The sequence below is a fragment of the Caulobacter sp. P1_B12_2 genome (assembly GCF_056406675.1).
Window position 1 is genome coordinate 1 of sequence record NZ_JBFTZS010000351.1, and the last position, 4,990, is coordinate 4,990.

The window sequence follows — 4,990 nt, forward strand, 5'->3', positions numbered from 1 at the left end:
GGACCCCACATGCCGTCCGGCACCGGGGCCGACAGGCCGCCCATCGAGACATCGCGGGTCTTGACCAGCAGCACCTCGCCGTTGGTCAGGTGCAGCTTGGCGGCCAGATGGGCGTCGAGGCGGACATGACTACGGATCTGCCGCGTTTCCCGGCCGACCGCGATGGCGGTCAGCAGCACCAGCAGGCTGAACACGGTCCAGACGGTGTTCATAGCCACGGTGAAGGCGCGGGTCGTATCGATCTCGCCGACCAGGAACCGTGACGCGCCCAGCGCCAGACCCAGGATCAGCAGGCCGGCGGTCAGGATGTGGGGCCACATCAACGGCCAGTCGAAATAGCCCTTCTCGAGATGGCCGCCCTTGTCGGTGACGTTGAACTTGCCCCGCTTGGGATCGATCAGGGTCACCACGGTGGGGATCAGCAGGTGGAAGGCCAGCAGGGTCTCGTAGATCTCGCCCCAGAACGCCATGCGCTCCTCGCCCTGCATGCGGTTGTTGGTGACGATCGAGTGCACCAGGTGGGGCAGGGCGTAGACCAGGATCACCGGGGCCGAGGCGCTGATGATGTTGAAATCACCCAGCAGGAAGGCCAGGGGCGAGGTCAGGAACACGATGCGCGGCAACGGAAACTGGAAGTGCAGCATGGCGTTGAGGTAGCAAAGCCGCTGGGGCCAGCTGAGGCCCTTGCCGGTCAGCGGATTGTCGATCCGGAAGATCTGGGTCATGCCGCGGGCCCAGCGGATGCGCTGGCCGATGTGCAGCGCCAGGCGTTCGGTCGCCAGCCCCGCCGACAGCCGGATTTCCAGGAACGCGGTGTTCCAGCCCAGGCGTTGAAGCTTCAGGGCGGTATGGGCGTCCTCGGTGACGGTCTCGTGGGCGAAACCGTGGGTCTGGTCCAGGGCGGAGCGGCGCAGCACCGCGCAGGAGCCGCAGAAGAAGGCCGCGTTCCAGAGGTCGTTGCCGGGCTGGACCACACCGTAGAACAGGTCGCCCTCGCCGGGGATGTCGCGAACCGTCTGCAGGTTCCGCTGCACCGGATCGGGCGAGTAGAAGTGGTGTGGGGTCTGCAGCAGGGCCAGCTTGGCGTCCTCCTGGAACCAGCCGACGGTCATCTGCAGGAAGGCCCGGGTCGGGATGTGGTCGCAGTCGAAGATGCAGACCAGCTCGGCGTCGGTGCGCTCCAGGGCGTGGTTCAGGTTGCCGGCCTTGGCGCCCTTGTTGTCGGGGCGGGCGATGTAGGTCGCCCCGGCCATTTCGGCGAAGGCGCGGAAGGCGGGGCGGCGACCGTCGTCGAGCAGGAAGACCCGGAAGCGATCCGGCGGGTAGTCCATGCCCAGCGCCGCCAGGACGGTGTCCTGCACGATCTCCAGGCTTTCGTTGTRGGTGGGGATAAAGACGTCGATGCGGGGCCAGGTCGCGGGCGCGCCGTCCAGCGGCCGGACGGGGCGATGCAGGGGCCAGGCGGTCTGCAGGTAGCCCAACAGCAGGATCAGCCACGCGTAGATCTCCGCCATGTACAGCCCGACGCCGAGGAAGACCTCGCCGGGATTGCGGAAATGCAGCGTCTCGGTGGTGCGCCACCACAGATAACGGGTGCTGATGATCACCGAGACCACGCACAGGGCTATGGTCAGGTGTTTGGATTGCGGGAACACCCGGTTGACGACGATGACCGCTGTGATCGTCGTCAGCGCGAACAACGCCTGGGCGTGAAAGGTGAGCGGAATGACGACCGCGACGATCGCGACGTAGGACAGGCCTAAAGCGGCGAGAATCCACATCAGCCGCGTGGCGAGGCGCTTTGTCATCAAGCCTCCAAAATAGCGCCTGCCAAGGACCTCAATCGGTTAGCAAAGCGCGGCTTCTGTTGGCTGACTTGCAACGACTTGGACGCAGGCGGCGATTTTAAGAGCACAAAAAATAGAACTCGATCCATCGTCGCCGGAATACTGGAAATCGCCGGATGGATATGTCGACCTAATCTGGCGCGGCGAGGATCGGCAATCGGGTGATCGACCCAGGGGAGGCAGGGTAAAACCTTATTTTGCGGCCGCCCGACCTCGCTCCATCAGGGCCCCAAGCCTTCACGCCGTTTCGCGCGACGTGATCCCGGCGGTCAGGTTCGCTACATCCGCATCCTGAAGCCCAGGCCGAAAGCGCGGCCGGCGCGGCCGATCTGTAGGGGCCGCCCTGGGCGCCCTTCGAAGGCGGCTTCGATGGTGTCGGTCAGGTTGCTGGCCTCGACAAAGATGGCCATCGACCGGCCCAGATCGTACGAGCCCGAGACGTCCAGATAGCCCGCGTCTGCGACGACGAAGCTCGAAACGCCGCCGCCCTGCATGTCGGCCTCCGAGCCGAACGACGAACGCCAAGTCCAGGAGAGGTGCGCGTGCAGGCGCCCACGCTCGACGAACGGGCTGATCGAGTAGGAAAGGCGGGAGACGCCGTTCAGGCGCGTGCCCTCGCCGGTCGCGCGGTTGCGGGTCTCCGCATCGATCAGGGTGGCGCTGGTCCAGACGCCCAGCCCGCCCGGCCAGCGGCGGCTGAAGGCGATCTCGACGCCCGACACCTGGGCTCGGCCCGTGTTGCGCGGCCGGGCCATCATCACCGTGGCCGTCACCGGCGGGCCGGCGCGGGTGGCGAAGGCCAGGCGCTCGGGGCTGGAGGTCTGGGTGATGTAGTCGTCGATGGTCTTGTGAAACAACGCCAGGCTGAAGCCGCCGAAATCGGCGAACTCTCGCTCCAGAGAGGCGTCGAGATTGGTCGAGATGTAGGGCTTGAGATCGGGATTGCCGCCGACGCCGCTGAACAGCGTGTCGGGCGAGGGATGATCGACCTCGGCCTGGCCGCGATTGTACAGCGTCGAGACCAGGCTGCTGGCCGGGATCGTGGCCGAGCGGAGGTCAGCGAGGGAAGGACGGGTGATGCTGCGCGATGCGGCCAGGCGCAGGCGCCAGGACGGATCCAGCGCGATGGCGAGATTGGCGCTGGGCAGGGCGACCAGATAGGCGCCGCCGTGCTCGACCGGATGCACTTCCAGCGCGCCCGCCGGGGAGACGCCGAGCAGCGAGCCCTCGACCTGAGTGCGCGTGCGGCTGACGCGCAGGCCCAGATTGCCGGAAACCGCCCGCCCGCCGACGGTGGTGGTGAAGTCCGTTCGACCATAGACCGCGAAGATCTGCTCGCCGACCTCGTACGAGTTCTGCAGGTCGGCGCCGGTGGGGGAGAGATCGCGGGCCTGGACGATCACCGTGTCGGCCTCTCCGGGCAGGATGAACGCGGCCCGGAAGGCGGAAAAGTCGATCGCCGTCCATGGACCGGTGCGTGCGGTGATCAAGCCGCTGAACACGTCGTCGGGCGTCTGGATGTCGAAGAAGTCGGATGTGACGACCGCTCCAGGGCGGAGGATCGCCTCACGATCACGTCGCTGATAGTCGCGCCCTCGATCGCTGAATTGTCCTCCCAGGTCCACACGCTCGAAGCGTAGAGGCCCGAGGCTGAAATCGACCGGTCGCTGGCCGGCCAGCAAGGCGGTCCGGTCGTGGTCTTCGACATTGGTCGCTCGCACGCCGTAGCGCGCGTGGCTCAGAGCACGCGGGTCGGACAGGTCGAAGGTGGTTTGGAGGACAGGCACCCGGCGGGCGTTCGCCAGGTCCGGACCCAGGTCGAAACGATAGGTCACGCCCTCGGGCGACTCCGCCGCGATGCGTTGCAGCGGCGTGTCCAGGCCCGAGCGGGCGCGCGACCAACTGAACCGGGGCGACAGGCTCCAGGCGCCCAACTGGGTCTGGGCCGAGAGGGCCAGCGACAGACTGTCATGGGCCTGATCGGAGATCTCGGTGTTGTTGCTGAGCTGGCCAGCCGTCAGCCGCGCGGCGGTCATCACCCCGTCCGTGACCACCAGGCTGGACGGATCCAGCGCGGCTGTCGCGGCCCGGTCGCCGATCTCATAGACGATCCGGTCCTCGCGAATGGCGTTGTCAAAGCGCGAGGTCAGGGCGTTGAGCTCGACCGTCGTGTCCGGCGCCGCTCGCCACTCGAGGCCGACGAAGGCCGTGGCGCGGCTGCGGTCCTCGCGCTCGACCGTGGTGCGCAGGTCGTTGGGTGTGAGCACGGCGCGACCACCGATGTGGATGTCGCGCCAGCGCTGGATCTGAAAGCGATCGTAGCGGACCTCGCGGGTCTCGGTGGAGAGCCCGGCCACGACGCCAAGCGCGCCGTCATCGCGTCGCCAGCGCCCCGATAGCGCCACATCAGGCGAGACCACGCCCGAGCGCTCTTCGATGTGCCCGTCCAGCCGCGCCGATAGATAGGCCGGGCCGTCCAGGCCGCGGACGGTGCGGATGTCGATGTTGGAGCCGATGCCGCCGTCGATCAGGTCGGCGGTCGGCGACTTGGCCAGCACGGCCCCGGCCAGCAGGTCGGCCGACAGGGCTCGGAAACGGAACTGTCGGCCGCTCTGGGTGGAGTTGCGGATGTTCTCGTTGAAGGCGACCGGCGCGCCGTTCAGGGTCACCGACTGGAAGAGAGGGCCCAGGCCTCGAACGCTGACGAACTGCCCCTCGCCGACCTCGCGCTCGATGGCCACGCCGGGCACGCGCTGCAGGGCCTCGGCCAGATTGGCGGCCGGCAGTTCGCCCATCCGACCGGCCCAGACGGAATCGATGATCGCGTCGGCGCGCCGCTTGGCGACAAGCGAGGCCTCGATGCCGTCGGAGAAACTGGCCGTCACGGTCACGGCGTCGACTTCGGCGGGGTTGGGGTCAACGGGGGCGGCGCGCGGCGCGGAGGGAGCCGGGGTGGTCTCGGCCCAGACTCGGACGGAGCGCTGGTCGATGATTTCGTGGCGCAGGCCGGTGCCGGCCAGCATCCTTTTCACGGCCTCCTGCCAAGGCATGGCGCCATCAACGGCGTTGGTGCGATGCACCTGGCCGGGCTCGACGACATAGGCGAAGGCGCAGCCGCCCTTCAGGCACAACGCCATCAAGGC

General features: G+C 67.6%; 2 protein-coding genes. Both read right to left on the reverse strand.

The genetic code is table 11. From position 1 onward, the window contains the following. A partial coding sequence (gene bcsA / locus AC1DZ6_RS18855; protein WP_477098674.1) for a UDP-forming cellulose synthase catalytic subunit occupies positions 1-1,808 on the reverse strand: 1,808 nt, incomplete at its 3' end. Positions 1,809-2,125: 317 nt separating this feature from the next. Beyond that, a partial coding sequence (locus tag AC1DZ6_RS18860; protein WP_477098675.1) for a TonB-dependent receptor occupies positions 2,126-4,990 on the reverse strand: 2,865 nt, incomplete at its 5' end.